Source organism: Acidovorax sp. AC410 (genome assembly GCF_979253235.1).
The window spans coordinates 5,222,931-5,241,955 of record NZ_CEEDCG010000001.1; the positions used below are offsets into that span (position 1 = coordinate 5,222,931).

Below are 19,025 nucleotides of genomic sequence, written 5' to 3' on the forward strand. Positions count from 1 at the left end.
TAGAGAGCAAACGGTGCGCCAGTGCTGCCCCGCTCTGTGAGGCCTGTATGAAGTGCTGGTCCGCGCTATGCTCTCCAAGGCACATGCCACTGGCGACCACTGCGAGGCCGCCCCGGTTCGCCGATTACCCCACCTCGCTTGCATGACACCTGACCACACCGCCACCACGCCCCCCGGCGCCGACTTTCCTTTCTACAACGGCCGCCCCGTGGCGCTGGGTGCGCGCCAGTGGTGCTTCGTCCTGCTGGCCTTGGCGGCGGCCTATGGGGCGCTGTACATCCCCGCCATGGTGGCGTGGCGCGTGTCCGGCGGGTGGGCTGCCGTGGTCCCGGCCATCGTGTTTCCGGCGTTGCCGTTGTTGGCGCTCAGGGCGGTGGCTGGCCCGCAGTGGCAGGTGCTGTTTCGGCGCATGGGTTGGCGCGACCTGGGGTTGGCCGTCGGCCTGGTGTTCCTCAGCATCGGTGTGACGGTGGCGGTCGCCCTCATCGTCGCGCACTTCTTCGGCGCCGTGCCCAACCCAGTGATCAAGGCACTGGCCGGCATGGGCACGAAAGAGAAGCTGGTCTTCATGGCCAGCACTGTCCCGCACCTCATTGGCGAAGAGATCCTCACCGTGCTGCCGTTCCTGGCCCTCCTCACCTGGCTGGCCGGCCCGGTGGGCTGGCCACGGCGCCGGGCCATCGTGGGCGCTTGGGTGTTGGCGTCGGTGCTGTTCGGTGCGTTGCACCTGCCCACTTACGGCTGGAACGTAGCGCAGAGCCTGGTCATCATCAGTGTGTCGCGCGCGGTGCTGTGGCTCGCGTATCTGCGCACCAGGAACCTGTCGGTCGCTGCCCTGGCGCACATCCTCAATGACTGGGTGCTGCTGGGCTTTGTGGTGCTGGTGGGGGCGGTCATCGGCTGAGCCGGGTCAGCACCGCGCCCTGCGCGATGGCCGCACCGCCTGCGCCACAAGCAAGGCTGCAAGCCAAGGCGAGGCTGCGCTGGTTACGCCCACGGCGACGACCAGGGCCGCAGGCGGTACGGGTAGTACGACAACACGCGGCAACGACGCCAGAAGAGTTTTGCTAGCCGCTCCAAATGTCTTCTAATGCGCTTTCTACTGCCCCTGCACATACCACCCATGACCCCTGCGCAGACCCCCACGGCCACGCCTGGCGGCACCGACTTCCCCTTCTACAACGGCCGGCCGCTCGCCCTGGGTGCGGGCCGCTGGTGCGTGCTGCTGCTGGGCGCCGCGCTGGGCTTTGCCGCGCTGTACCTGCCCATGCCTGCCGCCTGGGGCGCCTGGGGGGCGATGGTGCCGGCCATCCTGTTCCCGCTGGTGCCCTTGCTGGCGCTGCGGGCGGTGGCCGGGCCGCACTGGCAGGTGCTGTTCAGGCGCGTGGGCTGGCGCGACGTGAGCCTGGCCCTGGGCGTGGCGCTGCTCAATATTGCGGTGACCGTGTTGGTGGCCCTGCTGGTCAACCGCCTGTTTGGCGAGGGCACATCCAACCCTGCGTTCGGTGCGCTCGGGCACATGGACACGGGCGAGCGCATGGCCTTTTTTGCGCGCACCATACCCCAGCTCATCGGTGAAGAAATCATCACCGTGCTGCCCTTCCTCGCCGTGCTCGCCTGGTTGTCGGGCCCGCTGGGCCTCAGCCGGGGCCAGGCCATCGTGGGGGCCTGGCTGGTGTCGGCGCTGATCTTCGGCGCCCTGCACCTGCCCACCTATGGCTGGAACGTGGCGCAGTGCCTGCTGGTGATTGGATCGGCGCGGCTGGTGCTGTCGCTGGCCTACCTGCGCACCAAGAACCTCACGGTGTCGGCCATGGCCCACATCGCCAATGACTGGCTGCTTTTTGCCGGGGGCATGGTGCTGGGTAGTGCCGTCGGCGCCTGAGCCGCCATCTCGGTACGCGACGTGCGGCCGATTTTGGCCCTGCAGCGCTCTCTTGTTCAGCGTTGCCTTACCATCCCATGCGACCTGCTGATTGCCTGCAGCGCAATGCATGCGCGCGCACCGGGCTGCAAGACACAATGACAAGGAAAACAATGCGATGAGCGGCTATGACTATGACCTGTTTGTGATCGGTGGCGGCTCCGGCGGCGTGCGGGCCGGCCGTGTGGCCGCCTCGCTCGGCAAGCGCGTGGCCGTGGCCGAGGAGTACCGGTTTGGCGGCACCTGCGTGATCCGTGGCTGTGTGCCCAAGAAGCTGTTCGTCTATGCCTCGCAGTTCCACGAGCACTTCGAGGACGCTGCCGGCTATGGCTGGCAGGTGGGTACTCCCACCTTCGACTGGAAGGCGCTCATCGCCGCCAAGGACAAGGAGATCGCCCGGCTCGAAGGCCTGTACCGCCGTGGCCTGGACACCAACGGCGCCGAGATCATCGACAGCCGCGCCGAGCTGGTGGACGCCCACACCGTGCGCCTGGTGGCCAGCGGCAAGACCGTTACCGCCGAGAGGATCATCATCGCCACCGGCGGCGCGCCCAACCCGCATGCCGCGCTGCCGGGGCATGAACTGTGCATCTCGTCCAACGAGGCGTTCGACCTGCCCCAACTGCCGCGCTCCATCCTGATCGCCGGCGGCGGCTACATCGCCGTCGAGTTCGCCAACATCTTCCACGGCCTGGGCGTGGATGTGACGCTGATCTACCGCGGCAAGGAAATCCTCTCGCGCTTTGACCACGACATGCGCCAGGGCCTGCACAAGGCCATGGTGGACAAGGGCATCCGCATCCTGCTCACCGATGTCATCGAGAACGTGGCCAAGGTGGAAGGTGCCGGCGGTGGCCTCATCGCCACGACGAAGAACGGCGAGACCATCGCCATCGACACCGTCATGCTGGCGCTGGGCCGCGACCCCAACACCCGGGGCCTGGGGCTGGAGGCGGCCGGCGTTGCTCTGGACGAGCGCGGCGCCATCATCGTCGATGCGTACTCGCGCACCAACGTGCCCAGCATCTGGGCGCTGGGCGACGTGACCAACCGCGTGCAGCTCACCCCGGTGGCGATCCACGAGGCCATGTGCTTCATCGACACCGAGTACCGGGGCCAGCCCACCACGCCCGACCACGACCTGATCGCCACCGCCGTGTTCTCGCAGCCCGAGATCGGCACCGTGGGCCTGTCGGAAGAAGATGCCGCCCAACGCTATGCCGAGATCGAGGTCTACCGCGCCGAGTTCCGCCCGATGAAGGCCACGCTGTCGGGCCGTGCCGAAAAGACGATCATGAAGCTCGTCGTCGATGCCGCCAGCCGCAAGGTGCTCGGCGCCCACATCCTCGGCCACGACGCGGGCGAGATGGTGCAACTCTTGGGCATATCGCTCAAGGCCGGCGTCACCAAGGACGATTTCGACCGCACCATGGCCGTACACCCCACGGCGTCGGAAGAGCTGGTGACCATGTACCAGCCGAGCTATCGCTTGAGGGATGGGCAGCGCGTTTGATGAGGGCTGACAAGATGCATCAGGGCAACGCTGTTAGAGCGGCTCACAAAGCTCAGCGCAGCGGTTCTGGCTAGGCGCTGCGCCGCAGACAGTACGTTAGTACGGCAAGGCGCAGTAACGACGCCAGAAGAGTTTTGTGAGCCGCACTATGCGTATTGGGCCAGGCCGTGGCCGAATGACCAGTTCTCCTTGGCCACCTCCACCAGACTGATGAACACATCATCTGGCCGCAGGCCGGGGCTCTCGCCCAGCAGCTGCGTGATGCGCTGGTACAGCGCCTTCTTTTGCTCCAGCGTGCGCGTGTTGTTCGCCGTGATCTGGATGAACACTAGGTCATCGCTGCGCGCCACGCCCATGTAGGTGGGGTTGTAGCTGAAGTTGGCGGCATCGTGCTCGGTGATGACCATGAACTTGTCATCCTCGGGCACGTTAAAGGTCTCGCGCATGGCCTGGTACAGGCTGTCGCAAAGGGCCTGGCGGTAAGCCTCGGGTTTGCCGGAGCGCATGGCGATGTGGAGCAGGGGCATGGTGGTCAGCTCTGTGAAGTGGTGATGGCGCCATGCTAATCATCACGGTTTGTTATTGCAATTTATACCAGTGATAATGGTTGCATATGGCCGCAGACGCGCAGCAACCGCAACCGCTACAACAGCACCGCCCCCTCGACCTCGACGCCATCGAAGCCTTCGTCCGCATTGCCGAGCTGGGCAGCTTTACCCGCGCGGCCGAGGCCATGCAGACCACCCAGGCAGCCGTGAGCCTGAAGCTCAGGCGCCTGGAAGACCGCCTCGGCTGCCGCCTTATCGAACGCACCCCGCGCCATGTGGAGCTGTCCGCACGCGGCGCGGCGTTTCTGGCCCCTGCACGCGAACTGCTCGCCGTACACCAGCGCACCCTGGCCACCTTTGCCGAGCAGCGCGACCGCGAGCGCATTGCCATCGGCATCAGCGACCACGTGGCCGGGCCCGACCTGCCCGCCCTCATCGCCCGCATGAACGCGCAGGACCCGGGCCTGGTGATCGAGATCCGCATCGGTTCATCGGGCGATCTGCTCCAGGCCTATGACCGCCGCGAACTCGATGTGGCGATCGTGCGCTTTCACGCCGACGGCAGCGATGGGCAGGTGCTGGCCGAAGAGCCCTTTGGCTGGTTTGCTGCGCCCACCTGGCAGCACCGCGCGGGCGAGCCACTGCCCATCGTCACGCTGGCTGAGCCTTGCGGTGTGAGGGTGATGGCCAGCCGATTGCTTGACGAGGCCGGCGTTGCCTGGCGCGAGGCATTTGTGGGGGGCGGGGTGGCGGCTGTGTCTGCGGCTGTCATTGCCGGCCTGGGCGTGGCGGCACTGGCGCCGCGCATGCTGCCGCTGGGGGCTGTGGAGGTAGGCGCGCGGCTGGGCCTGCCGGCGTTGCCGCGGTTGCCGGTGGTGCTGCATTCGCGGGTGCGGGGTGGAAGGGGGAGGGAGGCTGTGGGGGTGTTGGGGCTGGCGTTTGGGGGGTAGTGCGGCAAGTCTGGCAAATGCTGCTGGCGCCATGGTTTCCTATACCGACAAATGCTGCAAAGCCAACGCACCGGCCCCATTGGTGGCGTGCATGCAACTCAAATCGGTGAACCGTCTCCCCCATTTGGGTGGAATGCGCAACGCAGCGTATGGACGGCCATGCACGAGATCATTCGTCCTCTCGGCGTCGTTCATTTCGTCCGGCAGAATGCTCCTACAAATGATGGGGGAGGGCTATGGGATCTTTCGGAGTTACTTTCTGCACCGTCGATGGTGAGCTGGTTGGTCGCTGGGAAATGTCGGCGTCCAGGCTCTCCGCCAAGTGGCTCGAATACTGCGAAGAGATCTTGGCGGCAGGAGTTTAACGTCCAGCATATGCAAAATCACAAAGTAAGGTTTCATCAATCCGCCGGTGGAAAAATAACTAACCAAGTCGGGGCAGGGCATTTTTACACGATGGCCTATGGAAATTTTGGGGAAATGCAGGTCATTTTTCGAATGGTCGATCATGGTGCCACATACGACCAGAAATGCCCACATCTTGTGAAGGCGATCAGCATGGATATTTATTTGGGTGACGGTGTGGGGCCGGAGTGCTACTGACAGCACATTTTCTGTGGAATGGCGAGCCGGTTGCTCGAACAAGTCCGATTTCACGAATTTCAAGGAGTCAAGAGGAATGAAATTGCTAAGGGTTGTTGGTTTTCTAATGTGCTCGATGTGTTTGGGAACGCTTGCTGCGCAAGGTACATCCCCTTCTATTGCACCAATGGACTATGGTATCAAGGGGATCGGAGCCTTGAGCCCTGATCAGAGTCGCGCTTTGTTGAACTGCTATCTTGCCGGAGACGCAGCCACAAAGATAGTCGAACTCCGCGGCGAAGGAAAGAGCAGCGATGAAATCATCAAGCACTATGAAAAATCGGTGGATAAGGGTTGGATGAAGCTCATCCATGACGTGCTGCCCTTTGTCGTCAAAGACAATCCACCAGCATCGACTCAAGTCGAGTATGGGAGCAATTTCTATGGGAAGTGCTTGGATGAGGATCTGAACGAAAAAGCCCTGCAGGTGGCGTTGTACTGCTACAGGTTGAATCAGTTCTCATTGCTGGCGTTTAGTTTCCGGAGTATCGGAGATCCGATGGAGGCTGCTTATACCAAGATGCCTGTTCATGAAAAAGTTAAATTGATTACTGACGAACTTCTGATGCGAGCCAAAAAAATTGACAAATCCAAAGAAGTGCAATTTCGAGCGCAGACGTATTACGGGTGCCTGGGGCATCCGGAAGTAAATCCGATGGCTCCAAGATAAGTAAGCGTGCGGTGAATATACTTTCGGCCGGAGCGAAGGGCAGGCGTCACGGCCAAGGCGCTCCTGGCGAACAGGCTCATAAGGCACCCGTGTATATCAACTTGTCCAGCCCTGCCATGACGGTCCAAAAAACCCTACATGACAGCGTAGGAGAGGCCACCAACGCTGAGGGCTCGCAAGAACTGCGGATTGTCTAGGAGCGAGCCCGGCCTTACCAATCGCCTGTACAGCCCCTTCTTGTACCCCCATGGCGTGGAGAACCATAGGCAGAGAGCCCTCCAACGAGGGCAGCGATCAGTCTTAACCTCCACAATAGACTGGCGCAGATCTGGGCTACCCGGTGAATTGCCGACTACATCAAAATTCGGACACATCATGAACTACGACGCTCTTCACACACAGCTCGGACGCTTTGTGCTGAAGTTTCAAACGATAGAGGCTGCAATGGTCGAACTGACCGTGCAGATTGTGAATGCGGACTCAGAGTACGTGGCGACCCTCGTAGCGGAGTTGGAGTTCAATGCGAAGGCGCGGGCGCTCGATGTTATCTACACACGCCATGCCCAGATTTTTGGCTTGTGTGACAAAACCCCGCACGCGGAGTTTCATAAATTAATGGTCAGAATTCAGAAGCTCGCCACGCGACGCAACGATCTCGTTCATTCGTTTTACAACCTTCTGATCACGGCTGATGGTGAGGAAGCTTTGGCGCGCATCCCTACGCGATTGAAGCCAAGTGATGGTGTGAGGGAACAAGACGGCGAAGACATACTTCCAGATAAACTTGAAGCGGAGATTTCGGAGATGGGATCGATCCTGCAGGAGCTGGAGGAGTATAGGAGGGGGGCAATAGACATCATGTGCCCCGATCAATGAGGCCAAACATACCAACCGGTACGGGCCCACAACTGAAGAAGGTGGGTTCCCAACGAATGTGGTGGCCCGGTTATTTATAACGTCAGAGACTTTTTGGCGTCGCCATCGGTCGCTCGTGGTCAAACAGCAGGCCCACCATGAAACCCCGCATCATGTACATCGAATCCAAGGCCGGCGGCCTCACCGGCCCTGCGCGCATCGGCAGGGTGCGTTTCTCCAAAACAGGCGCCACCCTTTACTACGCCGGGCAATTCTTCCAGAGCCAAAAAGGCAGTGGCTTCAAGTCGAACTATTTCGACGAGGCAACGGGCGAGCCGTACTGGATCTCCGGCCCGCGCAAGGATGGGCGGGACAGCCTGTATGCCACCCATATCACGGCTGCCGTGCATGCCGATGTGCACGACGAGTACTGGACTCAGGTGCGCGGCCTGCCCGTGCCGCCTGTGCGCAAAGAGGCCGGCTGACTTGACCGGCGCGCCCCCGGGGCATGGCGCTCGCCGCCGTAGCATGGGCCGTGGCGATCCACCTCGCTGACAACGCCGGGTGGGAGCATATGCTGGGGCCGCTGCATGGAGTGGCCATGTTGCTGCTCCTGAAAGCCCTGCCGCTGGCAGTCGGACACCTCGCCTTGCGCTGAAGCTTGCGCACTGGAATCCGGCGCGCACCACTTTGCCCGGTGCGCCAGAATGCGCCATGCCCCTGCCGCCCGACCCCTTGGAAGACGCTGCGTATCTGTCGTTGCTGCTGTCGCGCGCACGCGCCGGCGACACCGCTGCGTTCGACCGGCTGGTGGCACCCCGGCGGCGCCAGCTGCATGCGCACTGCTACCGCATGCTGGGCTCGCCCTTCGACGCCGACGATGCGCTGCAGGAGACCCTGCTGGCCGCCTGGCGCGGGCTGGCCGGTTTCGAGTCGCGCAGCGCGCTCGGCACCTGGCTGTACCGCATTGCCACCCATGTGTGCCTGCGGCTGATCTCGCAACGCCCCCGGCGCATCACCTCGCCCGACCACGGCGCACCGCTGCAGGCCACGGCCGAGCTGGGTGAGGCGGTGGCAGGGCCGGTGTGGCTGGAGCCACTGCCTGATGACGACGAAGGCCATCCACAGGCATCGGGAATCGGCACCCACGCAGAAGACCCGGCCGCCACGCTGCAACGCCGCGAGCATGTGGCGCTGGCCTTTGTGGCGGCGCTGCAGCACCTGCCCGGCACGCAGCGTGCCGTGCTGCTGTTGCGCGAGGTGCTGGAGTATTCGGCGGCCGAAGCGGCTGAAATGCTCGGCACCTCGGTCGCATCGGTCAACAGCGCGCTGCAGCGCGCACAGAAGACGGTGAAGGAGCGCATGCCGCCGGCCCACGGCGTGCAGCGGCTCGGTGCGCAGCCGGGCCACGATGAGCAGGTGCAGCAGCAACTGTTGCTGCAGCGCTTCGTCAGCGCGTGGGAGCGCCGCGACATTGATGCCATGGCCCGCCTGCTGGCCGAGGACGCCCGCTTCACCATGCCGCCGCTGCCGGCCTGGTTCGATGGCCGCCGCCATGCGCTGCTGTTTTTTGCCGAGCGCGTCTTCCAGACGCCATGGCGCCTGCAACCCCTGCGCGGCAATGGCCAACCGGGCTTTGCCTGCTACATACAGCAGGCCGGCGACGACCGGTTTCGGCCGGGCGGCGTGGTGCTGCTGCGCCTGGGCGGTGACGGGCTCATCGCCTCCATCGACAGCTTCATCGACCCGGCGGTCTGCCGGCGCTTTGGCATGGCCGAGGAAATTTTTTGAGGAAACTGCTGCCGCACCGATGAGTTCGCCCCTCGCCCTGTCTCCAACCAGATGACACGCCCCGGATGGCCCGGCCGCGTGGTTCAACTACCCGGAGATTCCTTTCATGGCCCGACTCATCGTCAGCATCCTCAGCTCACTCGACGGCTACTGCGCCGGCCCCGGCGGCACCTTGGCCGGCCTGCCCATGGATGCCGCCTTCGACACCCACAACCTCGACTGCATGCGCCGTGCCGGCACGCTGCTGTTTGGCGCCACCACCTTCCCGATGTTCGAGGGCTACTGGCCCCAGGTTGACCGCGGCCCCGGCAGCGAGCCGGTGCAGCGCGAGATCGCCGAGCGCGTGGCGGCCGCGCGCAAGGTGCTGGTCAGCGACCACCAGGCCGTGCGCCCCGACTCTCCATGGCCCGACACCGAAGTGGTGCCCCGGGCCCAGGCCGGCGCACGCATCGCCCAGCTCAAGGCCGCGCCTGGCCCTGATCTGCTGATCTATGGCAGCCATGTGCTCTACAGCGCTCTGCTGGCGCAGGGGCTGGTGGATGAGTTGCACCTGCTGGTGGCCAACGTGCTGCTGGGTGGGGGCGTACCCAGCTTCGAGCCCGGCTTGGCGCAGCGCTGGCAGTTGCTGGGCCACAAGCTCCTGCCCGGGTCAGACATCGTGGCGCTGCACTACGACTGCCGGCCACGGTGAATGCGGGGGCGCGACCGCAAGGCGGCGCCCCGGGGCGCGGTTCAGTCCAGCGGCACCGCCAGCAAGCGCGACGCACACGCCGGATCGTCCGCATCCGTGACCATCAACAACCGCCCGCTCCCATCCAGTGCAATGCCTTCGACCTTGGGCGCACCCTCCAGCGGCGACATGCGCCCCAGCACACCATCCACGCCCACGCAGCCAATGGCCGATGCCACACATTCGCCGTCGGCATAGCTGTCGTCGGTGTTCTCGGCCACGGCGCTGAACAACCAGCCCTCGCCATTGGGCAGGGCCGCGCCGTCGGTAAAGCCCAGTGGCACGCCATCCACCGTGCCCAGGTCGAACTGGGTGGTGCGCAGCGCCGCCGGTGGCTCCGAGCGCGTGCCGGCCAGCCAGGCCAGCAATGGGGCCAGTGGGTAGCTGATGCAGGCATTGCGCGCATCGACCTTGTTGCCGCGCTGCAGCAGGTGCAAGGCATCGTGGGCGACAAAGGCGCCTTCGATGTTCAGGTCCGCAAACTCCGCGCGCAGGGGCGTGTAGAGCGCAGACAGGTCCAGCACCTGCGCAGCGCCATCAGGGCGCCCGGTGGCATCGAGCGCGATGACAACGCCCCGCTGCCGATTGGGCTTGGACCCGGACCCGAGGGCCAGCAGTGCTCCGCTAGGGTGTGCGGGCGACGCGGGCAGCAGGGCCAGCGCTTCCAGATCGGGCTTGCGCTTTTTGCGAGCCTTCGGGCCTGGCGGCAGGTCGCCTTGCAGGATGCGGTGCAACTGCACCAGCGGTGCCTGTGGCAAGTGCTGCAGCACGGCTGCCCCGGCGGGCAGCATGCCCAGGTGGTGCTCATCGTCTGCCACCAGGTACAGCCATGCGCCGGACCGCACCAGCCCGCTGGCAGCGCTCAGGTGGGCCTGGCCGCGCGGGTGAGTCGCCGGGTCGAGCAGCAGGTCCTGCAGGTGCGTGGGCGTGAGGTGCATGGCGAAGAGGGCGTAGTGGGGGGAGAGGGCGGCTGACGTGTTGCGGCGATTCCTGGAGCACCATGCATGGCACCTGCATGCAGTTTGGCAGTCTATCGGTGTTTCGGCCTGCATTGAGCCTAGACCGCGACACCTGTGCGCCGCTGAATCTGGCCTTTGCGCTGCTTCTACGTTGGAGCTGCCGATCTTTTGCGGCGGGGCTTGGTGATTGGCTCCGCGCGCACCCGGGTGCGCTCTGCAAGGCCCTGGCTTTCCGCCCAGAACGAGGCGAACTCCGAGCGGCCCATGCCAAGGTCCCGAAGCGTGGAGGGGTGAAGGCGTGCGAATTCGTCGCGCGCGGCGGCGTATTGCCGCCGCGCGGCAAACCCTTGCAGCGCTCTTTTGGCCCAATGGAGAATGGCTTGCAGCATGGCGGCGCTTTGTGGTTGCACAAGGGGTGTGACCGGGGGTGGATGCGTGGGCTGCTCGTCGGGAGCCGAGCGGCTTCAAAGCACCTGGTAGATGCGAAAGTCGATCTGGCCTGCCGACAGCTCGTTGTAGCCCACGAGGACCAGCTCGTTCAGCCACAGGTAGCGCTCGTCCGATGTCTCGAACCTGGGCGTGGTTCTCAGGTAGGTCTCGCTGAACGCCAGGCGCTCGCCCTTGGCCAGCCGCGCCCGGCCATCTGGCGGGAGCTTGGCGATGCCCTTGCTTTCAAAGGCAATGAGCGCACCGTCGTCGGTGCGCATGGCACCGCGCACGTCGAGCCGGCTGATGCCGTCGTTGCCGATCAGCACCCAGTCGACGCTGCCTGGCAAAAATTCGCCGCGCAGCTTCGGGCCATCGAGCTGGCTGCCCTTGCCGATGTAGGGGACCACCGTGCCGCGTGGCGTGGGGATGGCCCGGGGCGTCTCCAGGGCCACCCGCAGGTCGCACAGGTGCCGCACCGGCAGGGCTTCGAGCAGCGGCTGCTCGAAGAGGGGCAGGGGGGAGTTGAGGAGGGTGTTGTTCATGGGGTTCAGGCCATGGCCGCCTTGACCTGCGCAAAGTCGAAGAACGTGTCCTTGCGGGTGACCAGCCCGGCGCTGTCGACCTCGACGACGTCCAGCGCATGAAAACCCCGGCGCTCCTTGCCTGGGGGCTGGAAGGTCAGGGTCCAGTCCAGCGTCCAGTGCTGTTCGCCCAGCAGCAGGCGCCGGGTCTCCACGCCAAAGCCGGGGTAGCGCTCGAAGACCTCGGCGAACTCCTGCAGCAGCGCGGCATGGCCCTGTGCCTGTTCTCCGCGGCCATGCGCCTGGAAGGTCGAGTCCGGCGTGTGCAGCGCAACGATGGCCCGGGGATCGTGGGAGAGCCAGGCCTGGGCGTAGCGTTCGGCGATGGCAGCGAGATCGAGTTGGGTGGGTTCAGACATGAAAAACCTTTCGGTGTGGTGGTTGCGTGGTGTCGCCGCAATCCGGCTGGATTGCGCGGTGCGCGAGGCGGCTTGCAGGTCGCCCTGCGCACACCGGCCACTATACCTATGATTTTCATAGTGACAAGAGGTACAATGCCCCCAATGACTAGGAAACCGACAAAGCCGTCCACGGCGGACGAGGCGATTGCCCCCAGTTCCAGCCCCACCACCCTGTGCCCGATTGCCCGAGCGCAAGGTGTGGTCGGCGACCGCTGGACCGTGCTGGTGCTGCGCGAGCTGTTCCTGGGCAACCGCCGCTTCGAGGAGATCCAGGCGCAAACGCAGGCCACGCCGCAGATGGTGGCCAGCCGCCTCAAGAAGCTCGAATCGGACGGACTGATCGAGCGCCGGCCCTACAGCGAAAGGCCTTTGCGGCACGAGTACCACCTGACCGAGATGGGCATTGCCTTCCACCCCGTGTTCCTGGCGCTGCGCGCCTGGGGCGAGACATGGTTCAAGTCCCGGGACGAAGAGGTCGCCATCCAGTACACCCACATCCCCTGCGGGCAGGACCCCGGGCTGGGCCCCGCCTGCCAGTCCTGCGGCAAGGTGATGCGCAGGGAGGAGCTTTCCGCCAGGCTGAGCGGCTCGTTCGATGCGGAGCGGCAGGCGCGGCTGGAAGCGTTCAAGGGCAGCCGGCCGTAGCGTGAGCAGAGGGTGAGTAAAGGTGGCCACACCCCAGACGCCGGTCCGAAGTGGGCTAGGATTCAGCGTCTCAAATCAAAGGAGGAGGGTGCATGAAATTCCCAACCATGTTCCTGGCAGTGGCGGCCGTGCTGGCCCTGCCGGCATGCAGTTCAACCGACGTCGTGCGCGCGCCGGTGGAGGCGACCATTGGCCAGCAGTTGATCGACCTCAAGAGCGCGTTCAACAACGGCGCACTGAGCAGCCGCGAGTACGACAGCCAGCGCCGCCGGCTGATCGACAGCGTGAAGTGAGTGAGAACAGCGCCATGAACAAGCACAACAACCATCGGATTGCCACCATCACCCTCGTCTGCGCATGCCTGGCATCGCTGGCCGGCTGCGTGAGCAGCAGCACCTCGCGCGTGACCGTGCAGGAGGGCGTCAAGTTCTCCAAGGGCCGCGAGCTCGACGACCTGGTAAAGGCCTACGACGCCCAGGCGGTGACGCGCAGCGAGTACGAGGAACTGCGCCAGGTGATCATGAAGCGGCCCAATTGATCGAAGGGGCGTGACTGCCCTTCAGCGCGCAGGGTAGGGCTTGCCCAGGTCCCAGCGCGACTGCCAGTGCGCCAGGTACTGGCGCGCGACATCGGGCATGCCGCGGATAACGACCACGTTCTCGGAGTTCATCGTTTCGGCGGAGGGTGCGAAGTTGAATGAGCCCGTCTCCACGGTGTGGCCGTCGACGATGATCGTCTTGTCGTGGTGGATGTGGTAGTGGTCGTTGGTGCGCAGCTCAATGCCATTGCCGGTCACGAAGTCCATGGCCGCCTTGCTGGGCTTGTTGCGGTTGCGCTTCTTGTCGACCACGATGCGCACCTCCACACCCCGTTTTTTCGCATCGACCAGCGCCTGCGTGATGTCGGGCACCTGGAAGGCGTAGGCCAGCATCTGGATGCTGTGCTGCGCGCCGCCAATGGTCTCCAGCACCAGCTGGCGCGCCGAGCCTTCGGGCGAGAAGCCGACCTGGACGCTGGGTTCGGCGTGGGAAAGGCAGGGCATACACAGCAGCGCTGCGAGGGCGAGGTGGGATCGGGTTCATGGCACCTCAGGTGGGGCTGGATGGATGGCTGGGGCCCCTGCTCAGGCGGCGCCATTCTTGAGCAGATCGGCGCGCGTGGCCAGGTCTTTGAAGAACTGCGCATCGGCGAAGATTTCGGTGAAGTGCTTTCCCAGCGGGGGCCTTCGGTTCTCACCATCGCGCAGCAGATAGCCCAGGCTGCCGACGATGCGCTTCCTGGCCTTCTTGTCCGAGGCCGCAAACCGCTGCTCGAACGCCTCCAGGGTCTGCGGGAAGGATTCGTAGGCGTCGAACAGGCGATCCAGTGCGGCGGTGGCGTCGTAGACGGAATCCGCCGTGGTCGCGAACTCGACCAGCCCGCTGATGGCCGCGGCAGGCAACATCGCCTGCGCATTCGCTTCGGGGAACCGGGCCGCGATCATGTCCGTTGATTGAAACAGCGGCCCCAGGTGTTTGCTCAGGTGCCAGGCATTGACCGTGGAGTGGCCCTTGGGCCACTGGCTGCGGGGGGTGATGCGGGGGTACATGGTGCTCATGGCGCCGGGTGTCATGGATTGGAGGGCGTCGGGAATATAAGTGAACGCCACCATGGTCGCAAGCAGGCAGGCGCCACCGTGCCGCTGCAAAACGGGGGCGGCAGGGCGCGCCGCCCTACCGACAGCCTCCGCGCCACGCACAGCCCGGGAACCCAGCAGCCGACTGCCGTGCGGGGCCATGGCAATTTCTACTGCGCAAAGGTAACAATTCGTTATAGGATATTCCTACCCGCCCGTTCCATTCTTTGCACCATTCCTTCCATGGGCACCGCCAGCGGGTCCCCCCGCACCCTTGAGGACGCCGCGCCCACCCTGCGCCTGCGGGTGTTGCTGCGCTTCGAGCCGGCGCAGGTCGAGCATGCTTTTGGCGAGCACTATCTCTCGTTCTACCACCGCTATGCCCAGGGCGCGCTGCTGCTGGGTCTGCTGCTGGTGCTGGGCGATTTTCTGGTGGACTGGATTGCCTACCCCACGGTGGCGGTCAATGTGCTCAGGCTGCAGGTGGCCATCCCCATCCTGCTGGGGGGCCTGGCCTACACCTTCCTGCCGCAGGCGCGCCGGCACTGGCAGCCGGTGCTGGCCGGTTTCATCGTCGCGCTGTCGCTGTGCCTGTTCTGGATCCTGCTGCGCATCGATGCGGCGGGCGGCGAGGGGTTGAACTCCTGGGTCGGCATCCTCAACTTCACCTTCCTGGAGTTCTACTGCTTCATCGTGCTGGGCCTGCAGTTCCGCTGGGCGCTGATGGCGGGCCTGTCCATCCTTGCGGCCTTCTGCGCCACGCTGTGGTGGCACCCCGGGCAGTCGGCGGCCGAGGCGGCCTACTGGTCCTACCACGTGCTCACGCTGTTCCTGCTGGCGGTGGGGGTGGGCTGGTGGCGCGAGTTCATCGTGCGCAAGGACTATGCGGCCCAGTGGGCGCTGGAGCGCGCGCGCCTGGCCGCCGAGCAACTGGCGCTGGTCAAGAGCGAGTTCCTGGCCACCATCAGCCACGAGATCCGCACGCCGCTCAATGGCGTGCTGGGCATGAACGAGCTGCTGCTCGGCAGCGGGCTGAGCCGCGAGCAGCGCGGGTGGGCCGGCGCGGTGCAGGCATCGGGCCGGCATCTGCTGGCGCTGATCGACGACGTGCTGGACGTCTCCAAGATCGAGGCCGGGCAACTGCGGCTGGAGCGGGCCGACTTCGACCTGCGGCGCGAGATCGGTGCGGCCCAGGCCATGTTCGTGCAGCCCGCGCTGGCCAAGGGCCTGGACTTGCAGGCACAGGTGAAGTGGCAGATGCCCGAGTGCCAATTGGTGGGCGATCCGCTGCGCCTGCGCCAGATCGTGGCCAACCTCATCGGCAATGCGATCAAGTTCACGGAACAGGGCAGCGTCAATGTGCAGGTGTGGGTGGCGCCGGCGCAGGCGGCCGGGCGCGCCCAGGTGGACATCGTGGTGCAGGACTCGGGCATTGGCATACCGGCCGAGGCGCAGGAGCGCATCTTCGAGCGCTTTGCCCAGGCCGATGGCTCGACCACACGCCGCTTTGGCGGCACGGGCCTGGGGCTGGCGATCTGCCGCGACCTGGCGCAGGCCATGGGCGGCGACATCGCGGTGCAGAGCCAGCCGGGCGCCGGCTCGCGCTTCACGGTGCAGTTGGAGCTGCCCTTGGCCGGCCCAGTGCCAGCCCGTACCGAGCGTGAGGAAGGTGCTGCAGGGGCTGCTTTAGACGCCGTGCCCCGGCTGCACGGCACGGTGCTGCTGGTGGAGGACCACCCGGTCAACCGCGCCGTGGCGGCGGGCATGCTGCGCAAGCTGGGCCTGGCCTGGCGCGAGGCGCACGACGGCGCGCAGGCCATCGAACAGGTGCGCGCGCACGATTTCGACGCCGTGCTCATGGACTGCCAGATGCCCGTGGTGGACGGCTATGCCGCCACCCGGGCGATACGCGGCCTGCCGGATGGACGCGGGGCCAGCCTGCCCATCATTGCGCTCACGGCCAATGCCGGCGCCGACGATGCTGCCCGGTGCCGGGCCAGCGGGATGGACGGGTTCATCGCCAAGCCCTATGGCATCGGCACCCTGGCCGCGGCCCTGGCGCCCTGGCTGCAGGCCCAGAGTGCCCTGCCTGTGGATGTGCCGGGGGATCCCGTGGCGCCGCTCGATGACCACGCGGCCATCGACGCGCGCGCGATCGAGACCCTGCTGTACCTGGACGAGCAGGGCGGCACCGGGCTGCTGCGCGAGGTGGTGGCGGGCTTCCTCGATGCCGCCGCCAAGGGCCTGGCCGACATGGAGCAGGCGCTGGCCGATGGCCGGCTGGCCGATGCCGCGCGCATTGCGCACGGCCTCAAGTCCTCTGCTGCCCATGCTGGCGCGCTGGAGATGGCCGAGGGCCTGCGCAGTATCGAACGCCGTGCGCTTGCCGACGATGCCCATGGGGTGCGCCAGGGGCTGGCGCACATGCACAGTGCCCGCGGCCGCACCGTGGCCGGCCTGCAGGCCGTGCTGGAGGCGCACCCATGAGCAAGGAGGCGCCGGCCCTGCTGGATGGAGTGCAAGCCCCCGACATGGAGCCGGTGGCCCCCATCCGCGTGCTGATCGCCGACGACGACCCCGGCATGCGCGCCATGCTGCGGGCCGCCGTGCGCAAGCTCGGCTTCGAGCCCGTGCTGGCCGAGGACGGGGCCTCTGCGCTGCTGGCGTTCCGCCAATCGGCCTGCTCGCTGGTGCTGCTGGACGTGGAGATGCCGGGCCTCAACGGCTACGAGCTGTGCGGCATCCTGCGCCACGAGGCCGGCCCGTTCGTGCCCATCGTGCTGGTCACGGGCAATGACGACGTGGCATCGGTCGAGAACGCGTACGCCGCCGGCGCGACGGACTTCATCTCCAAGCCCGTGAACTGGCCCATCCTGGGCCACCGGCTGCGGCACCTGCTCAGGAACTTCGGCATCCAGCGCGACCTGCAGCGCGCACAGGCGCGCAACGCGGCCATCCTCGATGCGCTGCCCGACCTGCTGTTCGAGCTCGATTCCCAGGGCCGCTTCATCCAGTGCAATGTGCCCGCCAATGAAGAACTGGCCCTGCACCACCGCGCGCTGTTGGGCCGCACGGTCAGCGAAGCCCTCTCGCCCAAGCTGCGCGAACTGGCCATGGCCGCCGCTGCCGAGGCGCGCACGCAGGGGCATGCCAGCCCGCGCACCTACCGCCTGCACCTGCCTGGCGGAGAGCGCTGGTTCGAGCTGTCGGTGGCGCGCAAGGCGGCCGATGACAGCCTGCAGGGGCAGGAGGGCCCCACCTTCATTGCCCTGTCGCGCGACGTCACCGCACGCAAGCACGCCGAGCGCCGCATCTCCGACCTGGCGGACTCCCTGCGCCAGGCCAATGCCGACCTGCTGCGCGCCAACGACCAGCTGCAGCGCCAGGCCTTCGAGGACCCGCTCACCGGCCTGCCCAACCGCGCCCTGTTCCACGAGCGGCTGGACCAGGCCCTGCAGCGCATCGCCGCGCAGGGCGCGGCCACGGGCGCGGGGCTGCACCGTGAGCTGGGCGTGATGTTCATCGACCTCGACGGTTTCAAGCCCATCAACGACAGCTTCGGCCATTCTGCGGGCGACGGCGTGCTCAAGGAGGTGGCGCGGCGCCTGCAGTCGGTGGTGCGGGGCGTGGACCTGCTGGCCCGGCTGGGCGGCGACGAGTTCGTGGCGCTGATCGAATCGCCCACGGCGGGCGAGGACGCCATGCGCGTGGGCAGCCGCATCATCGAGGTGCTGCGGCGCCCGTATTCGGTGGGCCGCCACCGGGTGTCGCTGTCATGCTCCATCGGCGTGGTGCTGCACCCTGGTCAGGAGCCCTCGGGCGACCGCCTGTTGGCCTGCGCCGATGCGGCGATGTACGAAGCCAAGCGTGCCGGCGGCGGCAGTTGCGTGCTGTACGAAAAGTCCATGTCCGACGAAGGCACCGAAGAGGTGCTGATGCGCCAGGCGCTGCGCGAGTCGCTGGAGCGCGGCGACCTGGCGCTGCACTACCAGCCCGAGGTGGACTGCACCCTGGGCCGGGTGCATGGCCTGGAAGCCCTGCTGCGCTGGGAGCACGAGAAGTTCGGCCAGGTCAGCCCCGAGATCTTCATCCCCCTGGCCGAGCGCTACGGCCTCATCGGCGCCATTGGCAACTGGGTGATCGACACGGCCTGTGCCCAGCTGGCGCAATGGCAGGCGCTGGGGCTGCAGTGCCGCATTTCCATCAACCTGTCGCCCCACCAGTTGCGCCAGCCCGACCTGGTGGACCGTATCGGCCAGGCCCTGGCGGTACACCGGCTGCGCGCCTCGCAGCTGGCCTGCGAGATCACCGAATCGACCATGATGGAGCACTCGGTGCAGGAGCGCGCCACGCTCGAACGCATCGCGGCCCTGGGGGTGCGGCTGTCCATCGACGACTTCGGCACGGGCTACTCGTCACTGGCGCACCTGCGCCACATTCCGGCCCAGCAGCTCAAGATCGACCGCAGCTTCGTCACCGACCTGGCCGGCAGCGAACAGGCGCGCCATGTGGTGCAGGCCGTGATACAGCTTGCGCACGGGCTGGGCATGGAGGTCGTCGCCGAAGGCGTGGAGACCGAGGCGCAGATGCAGGTGCTGATCAGGCAGGGCTGCGACCTGGTGCAGGGGTTTCACATCGCGCCACCCATGCCGGCGGCGGACGTGCCGGGCTGGATGCGCAACCGTGAGCACACGCCCAGCCTGTGGGGGCCGCTGCTGGGCCCAGCCGCCTGATCCGCAGGGCCCCCAACGCCACCGTGCTGTGGTTGCTGC

General features: G+C 66.0%; 22 protein-coding genes. 15 read left to right on the top strand and 7 right to left on the bottom strand.

Features of this window, described 5'->3' with window-relative positions; translation table 11 throughout:
- Positions 1 to 142: 142 nt before the first annotated feature.
- The 3 genes from AC0IZS_RS24225 (at position 143) to gor (ending at position 3,437) form a co-directional block, all read left to right on the top strand.
- Positions 143 to 904: a CPBP family glutamic-type intramembrane protease gene (locus AC0IZS_RS24225; RefSeq protein ID WP_471637994.1), complete on the top strand. Its 762-nt coding sequence runs from the start codon at positions 143 to 145 to the stop codon at positions 902 to 904.
- 219 nt (positions 905 to 1,123) lie between these two features.
- Positions 1,124 to 1,885, top strand: coding sequence for a CPBP family glutamic-type intramembrane protease (locus AC0IZS_RS24230; RefSeq protein ID WP_471637995.1), 762 nt, complete (start codon positions 1,124 to 1,126; stop codon positions 1,883 to 1,885).
- A gap of 157 nt (positions 1,886 to 2,042) precedes the next feature.
- Positions 2,043 to 3,437 carry a glutathione-disulfide reductase gene (gene gor / locus AC0IZS_RS24235; protein WP_471637996.1) on the top strand — a complete coding sequence of 465 codons (1,395 nt, stop codon included), beginning with the start codon at positions 2,043 to 2,045 and terminating at the stop codon, positions 3,435 to 3,437.
- A 146-nt stretch (positions 3,438 to 3,583) separates the two neighbouring features.
- Here the strand turns inward: gor and AC0IZS_RS24240 are convergent, their stop codons facing one another.
- Positions 3,584 to 3,964, bottom strand: coding sequence for a tautomerase family protein (locus tag AC0IZS_RS24240; RefSeq protein ID WP_057204513.1), 381 nt, complete (start codon positions 3,962 to 3,964; stop codon positions 3,584 to 3,586).
- Between the two features lie 86 nt (positions 3,965 to 4,050).
- On the opposite strand from AC0IZS_RS24240, the gene AC0IZS_RS24245 reads away from it, so the two are divergent.
- From AC0IZS_RS24245 to AC0IZS_RS24275, 7 genes are all read left to right on the top strand, one after another.
- Complete coding sequence (locus AC0IZS_RS24245) at positions 4,051 to 4,935, top strand: LysR family transcriptional regulator (protein WP_471637997.1); 885 nt, start codon at positions 4,051 to 4,053, stop codon at positions 4,933 to 4,935.
- 51 nt (positions 4,936 to 4,986) lie between these two features.
- Positions 4,987 to 5,538 carry a hypothetical protein gene (locus tag AC0IZS_RS24250; protein WP_471637998.1) on the top strand — a complete coding sequence of 184 codons (552 nt, stop codon included), beginning with the start codon at positions 4,987 to 4,989 and terminating at the stop codon, positions 5,536 to 5,538.
- 76 nt (positions 5,539 to 5,614) lie between these two features.
- Positions 5,615 to 6,247, top strand: coding sequence for a hypothetical protein (locus AC0IZS_RS24255; RefSeq protein WP_471637999.1), 633 nt, complete (start codon positions 5,615 to 5,617; stop codon positions 6,245 to 6,247).
- Between the two features lie 375 nt (positions 6,248 to 6,622).
- Entirely contained in the window at positions 6,623 to 7,123 is a 501-nt protein-coding gene (locus AC0IZS_RS24260; RefSeq protein WP_471638000.1) for a hypothetical protein, read from the top strand.
- 137 nt (positions 7,124 to 7,260) lie between these two features.
- Complete coding sequence (locus AC0IZS_RS24265; RefSeq protein ID WP_471638001.1) at positions 7,261 to 7,587, top strand: 1-deoxy-D-xylulose-5-phosphate synthase; 327 nt, start codon at positions 7,261 to 7,263, stop codon at positions 7,585 to 7,587.
- Between the two features lie 229 nt (positions 7,588 to 7,816).
- The gene (locus AC0IZS_RS24270; RefSeq protein ID WP_471638002.1) at positions 7,817 to 8,893 is read left to right on the top strand and encodes an RNA polymerase subunit sigma-70; all 1,077 of its coding nucleotides are present in this window, start codon (positions 7,817 to 7,819) and stop codon (positions 8,891 to 8,893) included.
- Positions 8,894 to 8,999: 106 nt separating this feature from the next.
- The gene (locus tag AC0IZS_RS24275; protein ID WP_471638003.1) at positions 9,000 to 9,584 is read left to right on the top strand and encodes a dihydrofolate reductase family protein; all 585 of its coding nucleotides are present in this window, start codon (positions 9,000 to 9,002) and stop codon (positions 9,582 to 9,584) included.
- A 41-nt stretch (positions 9,585 to 9,625) separates the two neighbouring features.
- On the opposite strand, the gene AC0IZS_RS24280 is transcribed toward AC0IZS_RS24275, so the two are convergent.
- From AC0IZS_RS24280 to AC0IZS_RS24295, 4 genes are all read right to left on the bottom strand, one after another.
- Positions 9,626 to 10,561 carry a DUF6929 family protein gene (locus AC0IZS_RS24280; protein ID WP_471638004.1) on the bottom strand — a complete coding sequence of 312 codons (936 nt, stop codon included), beginning with the start codon at positions 10,559 to 10,561 and terminating at the stop codon, positions 9,626 to 9,628.
- A gap of 167 nt (positions 10,562 to 10,728) precedes the next feature.
- Positions 10,729 to 10,971 carry a hypothetical protein gene (locus AC0IZS_RS24285; RefSeq protein ID WP_471638005.1) on the bottom strand — a complete coding sequence of 81 codons (243 nt, stop codon included), beginning with the start codon at positions 10,969 to 10,971 and terminating at the stop codon, positions 10,729 to 10,731.
- Between the two features lie 75 nt (positions 10,972 to 11,046).
- Complete coding sequence (locus AC0IZS_RS24290; RefSeq protein ID WP_471638006.1) at positions 11,047 to 11,553, bottom strand: DUF3237 domain-containing protein; 507 nt, start codon at positions 11,551 to 11,553, stop codon at positions 11,047 to 11,049.
- A gap of 5 nt (positions 11,554 to 11,558) precedes the next feature.
- Positions 11,559 to 11,951, bottom strand: coding sequence for a nuclear transport factor 2 family protein (locus AC0IZS_RS24295; RefSeq protein ID WP_471638007.1), 393 nt, complete (start codon positions 11,949 to 11,951; stop codon positions 11,559 to 11,561).
- A 144-nt stretch (positions 11,952 to 12,095) separates the two neighbouring features.
- Between AC0IZS_RS24295 and AC0IZS_RS24300 the strand changes: the two genes are divergently transcribed.
- The 3 genes from AC0IZS_RS24300 to AC0IZS_RS24310 all read left to right on the top strand — a co-directional run bounded on the left by AC0IZS_RS24300 (position 12,096) and on the right by AC0IZS_RS24310 (position 13,176).
- Positions 12,096 to 12,638 carry a winged helix-turn-helix transcriptional regulator gene (locus AC0IZS_RS24300; RefSeq protein ID WP_471638008.1) on the top strand — a complete coding sequence of 181 codons (543 nt, stop codon included), beginning with the start codon at positions 12,096 to 12,098 and terminating at the stop codon, positions 12,636 to 12,638.
- A gap of 92 nt (positions 12,639 to 12,730) precedes the next feature.
- Positions 12,731 to 12,931 (top strand): hypothetical protein, encoded by a 201-nt coding sequence (locus AC0IZS_RS24305; RefSeq protein WP_157412641.1) that lies wholly within the window; start codon positions 12,731 to 12,733, stop codon positions 12,929 to 12,931.
- Positions 12,932 to 12,945: 14 nt separating this feature from the next.
- Entirely contained in the window at positions 12,946 to 13,176 is a 231-nt protein-coding gene (locus tag AC0IZS_RS24310) for a hypothetical protein (RefSeq protein ID WP_157412642.1), read from the top strand.
- Positions 13,177 to 13,197: 21 nt separating this feature from the next.
- Here AC0IZS_RS24310 and AC0IZS_RS24315 read toward each other — a convergent pair whose 3' ends face one another.
- Complete coding sequence (locus AC0IZS_RS24315; protein ID WP_471638009.1) at positions 13,198 to 13,680, bottom strand: phospholipase D family nuclease; 483 nt, start codon at positions 13,678 to 13,680, stop codon at positions 13,198 to 13,200.
- 81 nt (positions 13,681 to 13,761) lie between these two features.
- Complete coding sequence (locus AC0IZS_RS24320; protein ID WP_471638010.1) at positions 13,762 to 14,415, bottom strand: hypothetical protein; 654 nt, start codon at positions 14,413 to 14,415, stop codon at positions 13,762 to 13,764.
- An 81-nt stretch (positions 14,416 to 14,496) separates the two neighbouring features.
- On the opposite strand from AC0IZS_RS24320, the gene AC0IZS_RS24325 reads away from it, so the two are divergent.
- On the top strand, positions 14,497 to 16,740 hold the full coding sequence (locus tag AC0IZS_RS24325; RefSeq protein ID WP_471638011.1) for an ATP-binding protein: 2,244 nt from the start codon (positions 14,497 to 14,499) through the stop codon (positions 16,738 to 16,740).
- Positions 16,737 to 18,986, top strand: coding sequence for an EAL domain-containing response regulator (locus AC0IZS_RS24330; protein ID WP_471638012.1), 2,250 nt, complete (start codon positions 16,737 to 16,739; stop codon positions 18,984 to 18,986). Before AC0IZS_RS24325 ends, AC0IZS_RS24330 begins: the two co-directional genes overlap by 4 nt.
- The last annotated feature ends 39 nt before the right edge of the window (positions 18,987 to 19,025 follow it).